This window comes from Cobetia sp. 10Alg 146 (assembly GCF_029846385.1).
GTDB lineage: Bacteria > Pseudomonadota > Gammaproteobacteria > Pseudomonadales > Halomonadaceae > Cobetia > Cobetia marina.
Genome location: NZ_JARWKT010000001.1, coordinates 192,636 through 206,654, shown reverse-complemented (window position 1 = coordinate 206,654; position 14,019 = coordinate 192,636). Strand labels below are relative to the sequence as shown.

Below are 14,019 nucleotides of genomic sequence, written 5' to 3'. Positions count from 1 at the left end.
TTACTCCGGCTGACACGGCCTCACACGAAGAGACTCGGCGCGATGCACGAGTCCGAGGGATACCCCGCATGGCAGATGACCGCTCATCAACTTCACAGACCTCACCGCTGGCTTCGGCCGCAGGCAATGACTATCCCTTGAGCGAAGTCCCCGCTTCGGCACGACGTGGGCTGTTCTCCACTTCAATGGTGCTGCTCGGCTTCACCTTCTTCACCGCCACCATGTGGGCCGGTGGGTCACTGGGCGCGGCCTTCGAACTCAATGAGCTGATGTGGATCATCGTGATCGGCAATCTGCTGCTGGGGAGCTATGCGGCGGCGCTGGCCTACATCGCCTGCAAGAGCGGCCTCAACTCGGTGTTGATGGGGCGACTGTGCTTTGGCGAGAAGGGCAGCCGTCTGTCGGACTTCGTGCTCGGCTTCACCCAGATCGGCTGGTACGCCTGGGGCACCGCGACCATCGCCATCGTGCTGGTCAAGACACTCGGCTTGCCGGAATGGTTGACCACGCCGCTGATGGTCATCTTCGGTTTCGCCTTCTGCCTGACGGCGATGATCGGCTATCGCGGCCTGGACATGCTCTCGCGGGTTGCCGTGCCGGCCATGCTGCTGTTCATTCTGTTCAGTCTCTATACCGGCATGGTCGATGTCGGGGGCATGGCGGGACTCGCGGCACTGACGCCCACGGATTCCATGAGCTGGACGGCCGCCATCACGGCGGTGATCGGTACCTTCATCAGTGGCGGCACCCAGGCGACCAACTGGAGTCGCTTCGCGCGCTCGCCGAAGATCGCCGTGATCGCCACGCTGGCGGCCTTCTTCGTCGGCAATGGCCTGATGGTGCTGACCGGTGCGCTAGGCGCGATGATCTATCAGCAGGCCGATATCGTCGATGTGATGATTGCCCAGGGGCTGGTCAGCCTCGCCGTGCTGATGCTGTTTCTCAATATCTGGACCACCCAGGACAACACCATCTACAACTTCGCCATCGCCGGCTGCAACCTGCTGCGCACGCCGCATCGTCAACGTGTCACCCTGGGCGGCGCGGCCATCGGCACGGTGCTGGCGGTACTCGGCATGTATGAGTGGCTGATCCCGTTCCTGATTCTGCTCGGCACCTTCATTCCGCCGATCGGCGGCGTGATCATGGCCAACTTCTGGCTCGGCCACAGAGGCCAGTATCCGCGTCTCGCCGAGATGCCCAAGGTGGATTACCACTGGCCGGGCCTCGCCGCCTACGCCATCGCCTGCCTGTGTGCCTTGAGCTCCCCCTTCATGCCGCCCGTCGTGGGTGTCCTGGTCGCCTTTGTCATCTACGGCGGACTGATCAAGCTTGCCAAGGTCGAACTGGCCGACAAGACGGCGGCATGAGTGACTGATCGCCTGATGTGAAGGGCAGAGGAATACGACACGCCCAACGAGTCCTGGACTCGTTGGGCGTTTTTCATGGGGGAGAGAAACGTCAGGGTAGAGTCACCTCAGGGGAGAGTCACTTGATGCACAACATGGTTGTGCATAGAATGGTGGAAAAAGGTGCTGCCATGGCGGTGGAATTCAGGGATGTGTGGCTCGAGAGCTTCTACGAGCAAGATGTTGGTCACCGCAAGATACCTGCGGCGCTCTCAAGTTCGCTTTATCGCAAGTTGCAGATTCTCGATGCCGCAAGCCAGGAGTCTGATTTGAGGATTCCGCCAGGCAATCGTTTCGAGCATCTCCAGGGCAATCTCGCAGGTTATTGCTCGATTCGCGTCAACAAGCAGTATCGACTCATCTTTCGATGGGAGGCAGGGATTGCCCATCAAACATATCTAGACCCGCATGCTGACAAGGGCTAGGGGAGGTAGCAGCGATGAGAAACACCCAGCGGCGCCCACTGACGGTAGGCGAGATGTTGACGGCAGAGTTTCTGGAGCCGATGGAGATCGACATCCGCACACTGGCCGAGGCGATGGGAGTGCACAGAAATACCCTGAGCCGTATCGTACATGACAAGGGGACCTTGACGGCCCCGATGGCCATCAAGCTGGCGGCTGCGCTAGGCAATACGCCGGAGTTCTGGCTCAACATCCAGCATGCTGTGGAGCTTTGGGATGTGCGCCATCGTGCCTACGCGCAGGATGCCAAGGGCGTACGCCGCATAACGCCGCAAGTTGATGCCGCCGAGCTTGCCTCGCATTGACGTCGCACGCTTCACGGCGAGTGATCGAGACGGCGTAATCCCGTGGGTACATGCCCAGTAACACAGAAAGCCCCAGCCTGATCCTCAGGCTGGGGCTTTCTGTTGTTCAGGCTCCAGGCATTCCTCAGGTCGTTTTCGGCCTCACCTGAATCACCAGGCAGACGGCAATCAGTACCATGCCGAGCCAGCCGAGCGGGGCGATATGCTCGCCGACGATGGTGACGGCGAGCAGCGCGGCGACCAGCGGCTCGAACAGCGTGAGCAGGGTGGCCTTGCTGGCGGTGATGGTCTTGAGGCCATTGCCGAAGGCGAGATAGCCGAGGAACATCGGTACCAGTGCCATGTAGAGTGCTACGCCTGCGTTGCCGGGGGTGGCGAACAGGCGCGGGTCTGCCACCAGCATGCTGAGGCCAAGGCCTGCGATCAGCGCGATGCCGGCGACGCCAAACAGGCTGCCCATGGCCGCGCGAGCGTGGATACCACCTTCCATCATGTGCCGTGCGATCAGCGAGTAGGCGGCGTAGGTCACCCCGGCGATGATGCCCAGCGCGATACCTGCCAGGCGCGCCAGTTCATCAGTGAAGGCAAGGCGACCGTCAGCACTCTGCCCCGCGGCGAGGGGTGTCGTCATGCCCTGATGGCCCGTTTCGCCCAATGCCATCATCACCACCCCGGTGATGCCCAGCGCGAGGCTGAGATACCAGCTTGGCGTGAGTCGATGGTGGCCGAACAGGCGCTCCAGTATCGCGGCCGCCAGGGGTGCCGTGGCGATGGTGATCACCGTGCCGATGGCAACGCCGGCCAGGTGCATCGAGGAGTAGAAGGCCAGCGGGTAGATGACGACACATACGGCGCCGAGCAATACCCAGCGCTTCTGCGCCAACACAAGCCCCAGGCAATCAGTGATGTTCGGGCGTGCCACCCACGCCTGCAACACCCCACCGATCCCCATGGCGAAGGCGCCGGTCGCCAGCGGGCTGACGTCCTGATTGAAGTGGGCCGCCGTGCCGGTGGTGCCCCACAGCAGCGCCGCAAACAGCACCGCCAGGCTGCCCAGCACTCCCGACTTCGAGGGTTGGGAGGTCAGAGGAGAGATCGTTGTCATCCAGGCATTCCTTTGGCGTGAGAGGTGCGCTCTTTCTCGTCGGCTCGCCATGCATGCCGCGAGCACGCAGAGTGTGCTGAAACCACTTTCTGTCATGATCACGACAACGCGGGGGTCACTGCGGTCTGCGCCCCGTCGTCAGCTCAGTGCAACCGGCTCAGTGAGGCCAGTTCAGTGAGGTCAGTTCAGTGAGGTCAGTTCAGTGAGATCCGTTCAGTGAGATCCGTTCAACGTGGTGTCCTGTCGCCGGACTCCACTGCCGCATGGGACCAGCCGTGCTGGCTCTCTGCGGGATAGTCGAGCATTGCGACGCTTTCGCACGCGGACTCCTGCCCGCTATCGCTGCCAGTCCAGAGGCCCGTCGCCAGGTCAGTCTCCAGATCAGACGCCCGCTCTGCCTCAAGGTCAGGGCGTCGTGATGCGTGGGAGGCCCTTGCCCATGCGGTGGGCGCTGGCTGCGGACTGGCCGTCGGTGTCCTAGGGGCGCGGGAGCGAAGCTGCAGCATCAGGCAGGTCATGATCAACAGCATGCCGACCGCCCCCATCATGGTGAACTGCTCGCCGACCACCACGACCGCCAGAACGCCTGCCACCAGCGGCTCGAACATGGTCAGCATGGTGACGCGACTGATGGGCACGCTGGCCAGTCCACGCCCGAAGACCAGGCTGGCCAGCAGCATGGGAATCAGCGCCATGTAGATGGCGACACTGGCATTCACCGGCGTGGCGAACAGGCGCGGGTCGTGGATGAGGCTGGCGGCCCCGAGGCCGAGCAGCAGCACCACACCGGCGGTGCCGAACAGGCAGCCCATCGCCGCACGCCCGTGGGTGCCTTGCAACATCATGCGTCTGGCGAGCAGCGAATAGGTGGCGTAGCTTGCGCCGGCCACGATCCCCAGGGCGATGCCGATGAGCTTGCGCTCATCCATGAGCATCGCCCCCTCACCACGCGCTTCCAGCAGTGGCGTGGCTTCAGGCAACGCGGTCTCGCCGATGGCCATCAGCGCGACGCCGATCATTCCCAGCGTCAGTGCGGCATACCAGCTGGCAGTGACCTTCTTGCGGTCCAGCAGATATTCCAGTGCGGCGGCCGCCAAGGGGGCCGTGGCGATGGTGATGACGGTGCCCATCGCGACACCGGTGTATTCCATGGCCGAGTAGAAGGCCAGGGGATAGCAGATGATGAACAGAGCGCCCCAGGCCACCAGATGTTTCTGTGCGAGCAGCTTGTGTGCCTCGGCGCGAAGATGGTGGCGTGACAGGATGGCCTGGAGTACGCCGCCCACCCCCATGGCGAAGGCGCCAGTGGCCAGCGGGCTCACACCCTGATTGAAGTGGGCGGCCGTGCCGGTGGTTCCCCACAGGCAGGCAGCCAGCAGTACGCACAGGTTGCCGGTCTGACCTTGGAGCAGCGGGGAGAGCGAAGCGTTCGCGAAGCGGTGTTGCATGGTTGATGGCTCGCAATGAAAGGTGATTCGGTGACCACGAGATTACGCTTCATTGCGAATCGATATTGTGCTGAAACTACGCTTCGTTCTGCTGGAGACAGCCAAGTGAGCCAGCAGGCGTCTGAAACGCCGTGACAAGGGCGGGAGAGGTGCTGAAGAAGGTCAGGGGAAGACGCTCAGCTGGAGATGGTCAGGCTGGAGTACTGGCGAGTCATCTCGCGCGGCGTCATGCCGAAATGGTGAGAGAAGCGCCGCGTGAAGGCCGACAGGTTCTGATAGCCCACTGCCTCGGCGACCTGCTGGACACTGAGGTCGGAATGGATCAATTGCGCACGGGCGCGCTCCATGCGCCGGGCTGTCAGGTACTGCTTGACGCTGACGCCCAGGTTGTCACGAAAGATCTTGTGGAACTGGGTAGGACTCAGATGCGCCAGGGCCGCCAGTGATGCCACGTCATGCGGCTGATCCAGCTGCTCGTTCATGACATCCAGCACTCTGAGCAGACGCCGATCGACACGCTTGTCGCAGGTCTGCCGCTCCAGCAGGCCCAGAAACAGCTCGATGGCCAGACGGTCGATCCGGGCATCGACCTTGCCCTGCAGCTGGGCTTCGAGAAACAGCAGGTAGTTCATCAGCAGGGTGCTGATGGAGAACACCACGCGCCGAGTGGCGGCGAGATTGTCGGGCAGGTAATCCAGGTCCGCGACGATGAAGCGTGCCGCGTCATGGGCCTGGAACTGATGGGTCTCGCCCGAGCGGATGATCACGCATTCGCCGGTGACCACGGTACCGGTGTAGCCGCCGACCTGGATGTCGAGATGGCCCCGGATCGGCAGCACCAGCTGCGGATACTGGTGATCATGCACATCGGCGCGTGGCGTGTAGGAACGTAACGAGAGTGCCGTCATGGTGTCGTGGTCATTCGTCGATCATCCCTCAGGGGGGCAGGCCCGGGGCTCGCGGGAGTCTGGGCTCAGCACGCTCAGCGGCTCAGTTCGATGTTGCGTGTCTGACCACGCCCGACCTGGACCTGGCTCAGGATGAGCGGGCTGCGGGTGCCATCGGGCAGTTTGATGACGCCGGCGACATAGAAGGTGCCGGCGGGCAGGCCGGTGGCATTGAAGTAGCCATTGCTGTCGGTGCGCACGATATGGGTATAGGCCTGGGCACGCGGGTCGGCGCGCTCTGCCGTCTTGCCGGCCAGTGCCAGTTCCGCGGCTTCCGCGGAGTAGGTGGTGACGGGGGCAATGGAGATGCCGGCTCGGTTGGCATGGATCGTCTGACCCTGCCAGTCATAGGACATGCGGCCCTTGATGACCGAGGTTCCCGTCTTGTCGAGCTTGGCGTACTCCGCCTCCGGGAAGGCCACTGTCCGCTTGACGCGCTGATCGCCGTCCTCGGAGGCAGTGGTGCTGCCGAAGTCCGGAAGGGAAATGCTGTCGGCGATACGGGACGCGCTCTCGCAACCTGCCAGCAGAGTGGTGGTGAGAATCAACGCGAGAGGGGTACGCAGGGTGCGAAGCATGATGGCCATCCTTGGAATGACGAAGGGATCAAGCCCACATCCTACTGTGCCGCGAGATGACTGAAAACGTCAGCCGCCGCGAAAGACGTAAGCCACGCTCACGGGGCGAGGGGTAGGGTCTGCCGCGTTCACTAGGGTTGCATCGAGCGCGATGACGGGGTTGCGCAAGTGAGAACGCACGATTCATTAGTCTTTCGTCTATGAGGGGGTGCCAATTGTTACCATTCACCCAATGTTAATGTTTCCCGCTTGACCTGCTGCTGGCCTGCCAGCGTGCTCGAGTGTGCGTATCTGTTCCCATGATTGCCCGGAGAGCCCCATGACGACTTCGCCTGAGACCGATGCCTTGCCTGATTCGACTCATGACATCGTACGCGTCGATGCTTCCCGGCGTCGCCTGCTCAAGCGTGGTCTGCTCGGGGTCGGTGCCGCGACACTGACCAGCCTGCCATTGTCGGCGCTGGCGCAAACGGTCACCAGCAGTGCCCGGGAGACGGATGAGGATGGCGCCTTTGCCGCCTTCATGTCCCTCTCGGCATGGCTCTTGAGTGACAGAGTCCTCAATGAGCGCCTCGGGCAGCGGTTCTTCGAGGCACTGGCGCGCACGCCCGTCGATGGCGTGCCGGGCCTTGGCACGCTGGTGGACCTGAGAGATCGTCTCCTGGCCCTGGGGGAGCAGCGTGAATATCTGCGCGAGGATGACGTGAGCGAAGGCGAGATGGCACTGGTGCGCCGCGTGCTGCAGGCCTGGATGTTGGGGACGGTGGGGCAATCTGCCACCGACCCGCAGGCCGAGGTGATCGCCTTTGAACATGCCGGCATGTATGCAGGCCCCCGCGATGTCCAGGTCGTGCGGACCTATTGCCCGAATCGTCCCGGTTTCTGGGCCGAGCGTCCTGCCTGAACCCACTCGTTCATCTGCCAGCATCGCCATGAGAGCGGGCGGCAACGAATGCCCTGACGACATCGCAGTCCCGCTGCGGTGACGCAAAGCACCTTGAGGAGAACCCCGCATGGCTGAGGAAGCTCGTACGTATGACGCTGACGTGATCGTGGTGGGCTCCGGCGTTGCCGGTGCCCTGATCGCGCATCGTCTGGCCGAAGCCGGCAAGGCGGTCATCATGCTGGAAGCCGGCCCGCGCCTGGAGCGCTGGCAGATCGTGGAGCGCTTTCGCAATCAGGCCGACAAGATGGACTTCATGGGGCCGTATCCCGCCAGCAAGGCGGCACCGCATCCCATGCTGCACGGCGACAATGCCGACTATCTCGTCCAGAAGGGTGAGCAGCCCTATGACGCGCAGTATATCCGCGCCGTCGGCGGTACCACCTGGCATTGGGCGGCCTCGGCCTGGCGCTTCCTGCCCAGCGATTTCCGTCTCAAGAGCGAATATGGAGTAGGTCTCGACTGGCCGATCGCCTATGAGGACCTGGAAGACTACTACTTCCGGGCCGAGGTGGCGCTGGGTGTCTGGGGGCCGAATGATGTCGATCTCGGCAGCCCGCGCAGCGCCGAGTATCCGATGGCGCCTCTGCCGCTGTCGTGGAACGAACGGCGGGTCAGCGAGCGCATCAATCCCCACGGTTTTGACATGGTCACCGAGCCGGTGGCGCGCAACAGCCGCCCCTACGATGACCGCCCGACCTGCTGCGGCAACAACAACTGCATGCCGATCTGCCCGATCGGGGCGATGTACTCCGGCATCATTCACGTCGAGAAGGCGGAGCGCGCCGGTGCCCGACTGATCGACAATGCCATCGTCCATCATCTGGAAAGCGATGCCAGCGGCAAGATCCGCGAGGTGCGCTATCTCGACCCGCAAGGCAAGCAGCATCGACTGAGCGCACCCAAGGTGGTGCTGGCGGCCAATGGCATCGAGACGCCCAAGCTGATGCAGATGTCGGTGAATGCGCATACCCCCGACGGTGTGGGCAATCAGAACGACATGGTCGGCCGGCATCTGATGGATCACCCGGGTACCGGTGTGAGCTTTCTGGCCGATGAGGCACTGTGGGCCGGCCGTGGCCCCCAGGAGATGACGTCCATCATCACCTGGCGTGACGGGGATTTCCGCCGTGAATTCGCCTCCAAGAAGCTGCACCTTTCCAACATCGCCCGGACTCAGCAGATGACCACCGAGGTGCTGGCGGAGACACCCCTGAGGCTGGGCGCGGACCTGCAGGCGCAGATCGACAATCGTGCCAGCCGTTATGTGCAGTTCGACAGCTTCCATGAGCTGCTGCCCGAGCCTGCCAATCGCATCACGCCGTCAAAAAAACGTGACGCACTTGGTCTGCCGCGCCCGGAATTCCGTTATGCTATCGATGATTACGTCAAGCGCAGCGCCGTGCATACGCGGGAGCAATATGCACGCATCGCCAAGCTGATGGGAGGCACGGACATCGCGTTCCGTGATGAGTTCTCCAACAACCAGCATATCTGCGGTACGACCCTGATGGGAGATGACCCGACGCAATCCGTGGTGGACCGCGATTGCCGAGTGCATGGCCACGACAATCTGTTCGTCGCCAGCTCCGGCAGCATGCCGACTGTCGGCTCGGTCAACTGCACTCTGACGATTGCCGCCTTGTCTCTTCGTATTGCCGATCTGCTCGAACAGGAAATATAAGCATGGTCCCGCACGCCCGTACTGCTGGCATTCGTGATGCCATTGATGAGAATGCCCGAGGTGCCCGCCTCACGGCCCGTCCCGCGCGTCTGGCCCGTGCAATTCGTCTTGCTGCCATTGCCGGTTCCAGTGCGCTGTTGCTCAGCGCCTGTGGCAGTGGTGAAGATGAGCACGCCAGGCAGGTGGAGGCCGACAAGGCCGCCACCAATGATCCGGCGTTGATCGAGAAGGGCCTGTACATGGCACGCGCCAGTGATTGCGCTGCCTGTCATAGTACGCAAGATGGTGATGAGTACGCCGGCGGCCTCGGTTTCGAGACGCCGGTCGGCAAGATCTTCGCCACCAACATCACCCCGGACACCGAACACGGCATCGGCAACTACACCCTCGAGGAGTACACCCGTGTACTGCGCGAAGGCGAGGCGGCCGATGGCCACAATCTCTATCCGGCGATGCCGTTCCCGTCCTATGCACGCCTGACCGATGACGACATCAAGTCACTCTATGCCTGGAACATGCATGACGTGACGCCGAGCGCCACGCCGAACCGTGAGAGCGAGATTCCGTTCCCGCTCAACATGCGTTGGCCGATGGCGCTGTGGGAAGAGATCTTCTCGCCGCTGGAGCCCTGGCAGGATGACCCCGAGAAGAGCGCCGACTGGAACCGTGGCGCCTATCTCGTCCAGGGGCCGGGACACTGTGGCAGCTGTCACACCGAGCGTGGCATCGCCTTCCAGGAGAAGGCGCTGACAGGCGATGAGGACGGCTATCTCGGTGGTGCGATGATAGAAGGCTGGCGCGCCTTCAACCTGACGCCGGACATGCAGGATGGTCTGGGCAGCTGGAGTGAGCAGGATATCCAGACCTACCTCGCCACCGGCAATCTCAAGGGCAAGGCGCAGGCCGGCGGCCCGATGGCGGATGTCGTCACGCACTCCATGCGTCACATGAGCGAAGATGATCTGCGTGCCATTGCCGTCTATCTGAAGTCCATCCCGGCCGTGAATGGCAAGGGTGAGCAGGGCGAGGCGATCAATGATGGCGATCGCCAGGCGGAAGCCGAGCAGGCCAGCGAGCCTCAGGTCGCCACGCGGTTCAATCAGGGGGCACCGGCTGACGATGTCCTGTTGCTGCGCGGTCAGCCGCTCGACAAACGCCCGGATGACGAAGCGCTGATCGGCCAGCTGACGGATGCCACCCCGGGTGTGCGCCTGTATCTGGGCCACTGTGCCATGTGTCACGGGGCGGATGGTGCCGGCACTCAGGATGGTTACTACCCGTCGCTGTTCCACAACAGCGTGACGGGCAGTGTCTATCCGGACAACCTGGCGCAGGCGATTCTCAATGGCGTGCAGCGCGAGAACAATGGTCACAGCGTCTTCATGCCGGCCTTTGATGACAACCTGACCGACGGCGAGCTGATCAACCTGATGGACTACCTGGAGAATCGCTTCGGGGAAGGTCACCAGAGTGCCTCTCTCGCGGCACCTGGTGCGCGTCGCCAGCAGTTGGCGGACAAGCTGGAAGAATGGCGAAAGCACTGAGGCGCCCTTGATCGCCCCCTCTTGCGTGAATGTGAACGTGAGAAGGGGGCAGGAATTGCCTGGCCAGTCGTCGAGGCATGCGTGAAGACCGCCACGACGACTGGCCGATAGGCTCACCCGGCGCCAGAGACAACCAGTGCTGGCGCTATGGTGAGGATGGGGTAAAATTGCGCCAGGCAGGACACCGACATCACATTCATCCCGCTCGGTTGCGCTCAAATGCAGCACAAACTGAAGAACTGCGGTAGAATGTGCGCCCAGACTTTAGCTCTTTATCAATTATTCGAGGCAACATAGCAGTATGACCGACGCTACTCTTGACGATCAGCTTGCATCCCTGTTTCAGGAGCAGGACACCAAGCAGGACCAGAACGCCCGCATCAAGGAGCTGGAGCGTCAGCTGCGTGAAGCCAGCAAGGAAGCCGACAAGCTCCGCAATGCCCGTGACAAGGCAAAGAAGGAAGTCGAGGACCTGCGTGCTCGCAACGAGCGTCTGAGCGAGAAGGCAGCAGCCTCTGACAAGCACCGCAAGCAGGTCGAACACGAGTTCAACCAGAAGCTGGTGCAGTACAAGGCGCGTCTGGCCCGTGAACAGGCCATCGCCCAGTCCCGCATGATGCCGATGGCAGCCGCTGAAGAGCAGGCGGAGTCCGAGGACACCGCAGACGCGGCTACCCTGGAAGACCTGGGTCTGAACGCTGCGGCTATCCGCGCGCTGACCGAAGCCGGCTACGATGACGTCGCCAAGGTCCGCAAGGCCCACGCTGACGGCGTGATCGCTGAGGTCAAGGGTATCGGTCCCAAGGCTCAGTCCCAGATCGCGGAAGCGCTGGACGCCTGATCGTCGCTGATGAATGAAAAAACCCGCCAATTGGCGGGTTTTTTCGTGTCTGGCTGACGCGCCTGGCGTTTGACGGTCCGAGGCGGCCTGAGGGGCAAGACGGTCTGGGATCAGGACGGCTCACGACTGTCTCTCACGACCGTCACTCACGACCGTCACTCACGACCGTCACTCACGGCTGGAGTTCGGGCCAGGTGACCTTGGCCTGCTGCTCGCCCAGCCAGTCATTGAGCGCCTGACGCATGTCGCTGACGGCAAGCGCATTGCCATTCAGCGCATGTACCACCTGGGGCAGGCTTGGCGCTTCACCGGCCTGGGCCGGCCACTCCTGCTTGAGCATGAAGGCAGCCTTCGTCGGGTCTTCCTGATGCAGGGTGCGTTGTGCCGCGGCGTGGGCCTGGCCCAGCTGTTGAAGCTCGGCATCGAGAGCGTCATCGGCGATGTCGGCGCGGCTGACCAGCAGCATGCGCGGAAGATCCAGCATGTTGGCGCGCGGCAGCCAGTCCTTGGAGAGCGGGTGCAGGGCCACCAGACGGGAGGCGTCATCGCCACCCAGGAAGGCGGCATGCATCTTGCGACTGTTGATCAGCGCCTTGGGCGCATCGCCGGCGTACTCATCACCTTCCAGCGCTTCCAGCGAGCGCGGGCTCACCAGCTGCATGCTGGAACCGACCTTGACCTCGATCCACTGCTTGAGCGCCAGATGCGAGCGCGCATCACTGTCACTGATCACCACCCGCACTGCACGCGTGGTGTCATTCAGGAAGCGGATCAGCATTTCCTGCGGCTCGAACAGCTTGGTATAGCGGATCAGCTCATCGCGTGCGACCAGGCTGACATCATCCAGGTCCGCGCCATCCAGTACCCGCAGCGGCACGCCGCTCTCGGCCAGTGCCTTGAGATTCCAGGGCGTCAGGTAGGCGGCGTCCAGCGTGCCATCACGCAGCCCATTCATCACCTCATCCGCACTGGCGAATTGCGTCAGGGTCAGCGGTTCGCGCAATGAGTCCTCGAGGGTACTTTCGGCTTCCAGCACGACGGCAGGGCTGGCGCTGACACCGGCGTCGGCAGGCATGCCGATCTCCAGGGCACTGGCCTTTTGCGCCAGCATCAAGCTGCCACCGGCGAGGCACCAGGCCGCCAGTGTGCGTCGCAGGGGTAGGCGTTGGGCACGCGAGGTGAGGGGGAAAGAGTCAAGCAGGGACATCTGGCACTCCGGCAACGGTAACAGAGAGGCGGTAACTCACCGCCATGACAGCGCTCACGCGTGGGCGCTCATGGTAGCCGTTCGCGGGCATGGTGTCAGGCGCGGCGCGGCGTCATGCCTCACCTTGAGCATGTGGAAGCCTTGCACACGAAAATGCCCCGCCACTTCTCGAGTGGCTGGGCATTTTCGTGTGCAGCGGTTGTCCCGAGCGCCCTGGAGATCAGTCCGTGACGCTCGGGTGGCCTGCTTCAGGAGCGTGAGCGCGCGGTCTGCTCATCAAGCGCTCGGGCATCGCTGTCCGCGACGACGCCATCGCGGCGGGCGCAGTGGTCGACCCACAGCGCGATCACGCCGTCGCCGGTGACATTGGTGGCGGTGCCGAAGCTGTCCTGTGCCAGATACAGCGCGATCATCAGGCCAAGTTCCGCCTCGCCGAAGCCGAGCATGCTGCCGAGCACGCCCAGTGCGGCCATCACGGCGCCGCCCGGCGCACCGGGCGCGGCGATCATGGTCAGGCCCAGCATGATCAGGAAGGGGACGACTTCGCCGAGACTGGCGATGGCCAGGTCATGGCTCATCATCATCACGGCGGTAGCGCAGGTCACGATGGTGATGGTGGAGCCTGACAGATGGATGGTGGCACACAGCGGCACGCTGAAATCCGCCACTTCATCGCTGACCCCGTTGGCCTTGGTCTGACGCAGGCTGACCGGAATGGTCGCGGCGGAGGACATGGTGCCCAGCGCCGTCAGATAGGCGGGCAGCATGTTGCGCAGGAGTCCCAGCGGCGAGCGACGCTGGACGAGCCCGGTGATCAGATAGGCCGTGCTCAACCAGATCCAGTGCATCACGATGGCCAGCACCAGCACCTTCCAGAAGGTATCCAGTGTCGACAGCGCCTTGCCCTCATAGGCCATCTCGGCAAAGGTACCGGCGATGAACAGCGGCAGCAGCGGGATGATGACGCTGTTGAGGAACACGTCGACCACTTCACGTGATTCAAATACCGCGCTTTTCAGGGTCGGAAGCTCCCGACGACTGATGACGACACCGAAGACGAAGGCCAGTACCAGCGCCGTCATCACCGGCAACGCGGCCGGAATCTCGAGATCGAGGAAGGGGGCCAGTGCGTCGCGGCCTTCGGCCACGGGCGCCATGCCGGACAGCATGCCCGGCAGCAGATTGCTGGCGACCAGGAAGGCGAAGATGCCAGCGAGAATGGTGGAGCCATAGGCCATGCCGACGGTGCGTCCGAGCATGGCGCCTGAATTCTTCGGCAGAGAGGCGATGCCACTCATCACGTAGAACAGGATGATCAGCGGGATGGTGAAGTTGATCAGCTGGCCGATGATGACCTTGGCGGTCAGCGCCGCGCGGACCACGATATCCGGGGCCATCAGACCGATCAGAAGACCGGCGATGATGCCGAGGACAAGTTTGACGATGAGCTTCATGTGGATCTCGAGAGTTTGACGGGTTCTTGCCCTGAGTACAGGCCGTGAATCGCGTACCATCTCGCTGGTCGGCGGACTGCAGGTCGTCGC

Annotated in this window: 13 protein-coding genes; 7 read left to right on the top strand and 6 right to left on the bottom strand. The window is 62.9% G+C overall.

From position 1 onward, the window contains the following. Positions 1 to 68: 68 nt before the first annotated feature. The 3 genes from codB to QD172_RS00800 all read left to right on the top strand — a co-directional run bounded on the left by codB (position 69) and on the right by QD172_RS00800 (position 2,178). Positions 69 to 1,370, top strand: coding sequence for a cytosine permease (gene codB / locus QD172_RS00810; RefSeq protein ID WP_279854580.1), 1,302 nt, complete (start codon positions 69 to 71; stop codon positions 1,368 to 1,370). Positions 1,371 to 1,495: 125 nt separating this feature from the next. Next, positions 1,496 to 1,834 (top strand): type II toxin-antitoxin system RelE/ParE family toxin, encoded by a 339-nt coding sequence (locus QD172_RS00805; protein ID WP_279854579.1) that lies wholly within the window; start codon positions 1,496 to 1,498, stop codon positions 1,832 to 1,834. 14 nt (positions 1,835 to 1,848) lie between these two features. Then, entirely contained in the window at positions 1,849 to 2,178 is a 330-nt protein-coding gene (locus QD172_RS00800) for a HigA family addiction module antitoxin (protein WP_077376121.1), read from the top strand. 124 nt (positions 2,179 to 2,302) lie between these two features. On the opposite strand, the gene QD172_RS00795 is transcribed toward QD172_RS00800, so the two are convergent. From QD172_RS00795 to QD172_RS00780, 4 genes are all read right to left on the bottom strand, one after another. Further along, a complete protein-coding gene (locus QD172_RS00795; RefSeq protein ID WP_279854577.1) occupies positions 2,303 to 3,283 on the bottom strand; it encodes an EamA family transporter in 981 nt (326 codons plus the stop codon). Positions 3,284 to 3,510: 227 nt separating this feature from the next. After that, entirely contained in the window at positions 3,511 to 4,731 is a 1,221-nt protein-coding gene (locus tag QD172_RS00790; RefSeq protein ID WP_279854576.1) for a DMT family transporter, read from the bottom strand. A 176-nt stretch (positions 4,732 to 4,907) separates the two neighbouring features. Then, positions 4,908 to 5,639 carry an AraC family transcriptional regulator gene (locus QD172_RS00785; RefSeq protein ID WP_077376130.1) on the bottom strand — a complete coding sequence of 244 codons (732 nt, stop codon included), beginning with the start codon at positions 5,637 to 5,639 and terminating at the stop codon, positions 4,908 to 4,910. 74 nt (positions 5,640 to 5,713) lie between these two features. Then, positions 5,714 to 6,256 (bottom strand): carboxypeptidase regulatory-like domain-containing protein, encoded by a 543-nt coding sequence (locus QD172_RS00780; protein WP_271302535.1) that lies wholly within the window; start codon positions 6,254 to 6,256, stop codon positions 5,714 to 5,716. Between the two features lie 319 nt (positions 6,257 to 6,575). Here QD172_RS00780 and QD172_RS00775 point away from each other — a divergent pair, with 319 nt between their 5' ends. The 4 genes from QD172_RS00775 (at position 6,576) to QD172_RS00760 (ending at position 11,268) form a co-directional block, all read left to right on the top strand. Next, positions 6,576 to 7,160, top strand: a complete 585-nt coding sequence (locus QD172_RS00775) for a sugar dehydrogenase complex small subunit (protein WP_279854575.1) — start codon at positions 6,576 to 6,578, stop codon at positions 7,158 to 7,160. 109 nt (positions 7,161 to 7,269) lie between these two features. Further along, positions 7,270 to 8,883 carry a GMC family oxidoreductase gene (locus QD172_RS00770; RefSeq protein WP_077376139.1) on the top strand — a complete coding sequence of 538 codons (1,614 nt, stop codon included), beginning with the start codon at positions 7,270 to 7,272 and terminating at the stop codon, positions 8,881 to 8,883. Positions 8,884 to 8,885: 2 nt separating this feature from the next. Then, the gene (locus tag QD172_RS00765; protein WP_279854574.1) at positions 8,886 to 10,427 is read left to right on the top strand and encodes a cytochrome c; all 1,542 of its coding nucleotides are present in this window, start codon (positions 8,886 to 8,888) and stop codon (positions 10,425 to 10,427) included. Between the two features lie 301 nt (positions 10,428 to 10,728). After that, a complete protein-coding gene (locus QD172_RS00760; RefSeq protein ID WP_176503370.1) occupies positions 10,729 to 11,268 on the top strand; it encodes a hypothetical protein in 540 nt (179 codons plus the stop codon). Between the two features lie 172 nt (positions 11,269 to 11,440). Here QD172_RS00760 and QD172_RS00755 read toward each other — a convergent pair whose 3' ends face one another. Then, positions 11,441 to 12,475, bottom strand: a complete 1,035-nt coding sequence (locus QD172_RS00755; RefSeq protein WP_279854573.1) for a hypothetical protein — start codon at positions 12,473 to 12,475, stop codon at positions 11,441 to 11,443. A 248-nt stretch (positions 12,476 to 12,723) separates the two neighbouring features. Then, positions 12,724 to 13,929: a dicarboxylate/amino acid:cation symporter gene (locus tag QD172_RS00750; protein ID WP_279854572.1), complete on the bottom strand. Its 1,206-nt coding sequence runs from the start codon at positions 13,927 to 13,929 to the stop codon at positions 12,724 to 12,726. Positions 13,930 to 14,019 lie beyond the last annotated feature (90 nt).

What these genes read in the sequence shown, in the direction of transcription:
- codB (WP_279854580.1), top strand. Translation starts at nt 69, where the DNA reads ATGGCAGATGACCGCTCATCAACTTCACAGACCTCACCGCTGGCTTCG.
- QD172_RS00805 (WP_279854579.1), top strand. Translation starts at nt 1,496, where the DNA reads ATGCACAACATGGTTGTGCATAGAATGGTGGAAAAAGGTGCTGCCATG.
- QD172_RS00800 (WP_077376121.1), top strand. Translation starts at nt 1,849, where the DNA reads ATGAGAAACACCCAGCGGCGCCCACTGACGGTAGGCGAGATGTTGACG.
- QD172_RS00795 (WP_279854577.1), bottom strand. Translation starts at nt 3,283, where the DNA reads ATGACAACGATCTCTCCTCTGACCTCCCAACCCTCGAAGTCGGGAGTG.
- QD172_RS00790 (WP_279854576.1), bottom strand. Translation starts at nt 4,731, where the DNA reads ATGCAACACCGCTTCGCGAACGCTTCGCTCTCCCCGCTGCTCCAAGGT.
- QD172_RS00785 (WP_077376130.1), bottom strand. Translation starts at nt 5,639, where the DNA reads ATGACGGCACTCTCGTTACGTTCCTACACGCCACGCGCCGATGTGCAT.
- QD172_RS00780 (WP_271302535.1), bottom strand. Translation starts at nt 6,256, where the DNA reads ATGCTTCGCACCCTGCGTACCCCTCTCGCGTTGATTCTCACCACCACT.
- QD172_RS00775 (WP_279854575.1), top strand. Translation starts at nt 6,576, where the DNA reads ATGACGACTTCGCCTGAGACCGATGCCTTGCCTGATTCGACTCATGAC.
- QD172_RS00770 (WP_077376139.1), top strand. Translation starts at nt 7,270, where the DNA reads ATGGCTGAGGAAGCTCGTACGTATGACGCTGACGTGATCGTGGTGGGC.
- QD172_RS00765 (WP_279854574.1), top strand. Translation starts at nt 8,886, where the DNA reads ATGGTCCCGCACGCCCGTACTGCTGGCATTCGTGATGCCATTGATGAG.
- QD172_RS00760 (WP_176503370.1), top strand. Translation starts at nt 10,729, where the DNA reads ATGACCGACGCTACTCTTGACGATCAGCTTGCATCCCTGTTTCAGGAG.
- QD172_RS00755 (WP_279854573.1), bottom strand. Translation starts at nt 12,475, where the DNA reads ATGTCCCTGCTTGACTCTTTCCCCCTCACCTCGCGTGCCCAACGCCTA.
- QD172_RS00750 (WP_279854572.1), bottom strand. Translation starts at nt 13,929, where the DNA reads ATGAAGCTCATCGTCAAACTTGTCCTCGGCATCATCGCCGGTCTTCTG.